The organism is Testudinibacter sp. 'clade 2' (genome assembly GCF_006227735.1).
Lineage (GTDB): Bacteria > Pseudomonadota > Gammaproteobacteria > Enterobacterales > Pasteurellaceae > Chelonobacter.
Window position 1 is genome coordinate 1 of record NZ_VDHB01000227.1, and the last position, 778, is coordinate 778.

At 42.9% G+C, this 778-nt stretch carries 2 tRNA genes; both read right to left on the reverse strand.

The features are described from left to right. Positions 1–292: 292 nt before the first annotated feature. Positions 293–368: transfer RNA gene (locus FHQ30_RS12880), tRNA-Ala, on the reverse strand. A gap of 242 nt (positions 369–610) precedes the next feature. Continuing rightward, positions 611–687, reverse strand: a tRNA-Ile gene (locus tag FHQ30_RS12885). Positions 688–778: the final 91 nt, after the last annotated feature.

Genomic DNA, 778 nt, shown 5'->3' on the forward strand with positions numbered 1-778 from the left:
TGCCTTTTCTCACCAAACATGCCTTTCATTCGATTCTCGATTGCTCGAGTGTCGAATACTCAGCTCTTACGTCCTCTCGAACGCTTGAGTTCTCTTCAGTTTTTAGCTTGTGTCCAAATTTTTAAAGAACAAATCGGTCTTTCAACCAATACTCAATCCTCTTGACCGCACTTTATGTTTTACCTCATAAAGTATTGGTTAAGAAAACTCACTATTAATCAATAAACCCTTATCAGCGATACACCACATATTCATGATGCTTTATGATAAGTGAAAAAGTGATGCAGCAGATTGGTGGAGCTAAGCGGGATCGAACCGCTGACCTCCTGCGTGCAAAGCAGGCGCTCTCCCAGCTGAGCTATAGCCCCTTTCTTTTCCCGTATTTAGCTAGTCCTAATCGCTAGTCCTAGAAACTTCAGCCAAGGATTTTAGCAAAATCAGATTGAAATCGAGAAGCGCAGTGTGCGAACAGCACATGAGCATCGCAGATATTCAAGATGATGAAGATAAAAGCCAATTCGCTTATTCAAAAGCGATTTGAGGTGAGAAACGCAGTATGCACTAGCATATGAGTATCGCAGCCATCAAAGCGGTGCAGAATAAGTAGAATTGGTAGGCCTGAGTGGACTTGAACCACCGACCTCACCCTTATCAGGGGTGCGCTCTAACCACCTGAGCTACAAGCCTATCTCTCTATACGGTCTGTCTTCTTTTCTATCAAACAATCTGTGTGAACACCTATACAAAATCATCAGTCTTTGCTAAGGAGGTGATCCAA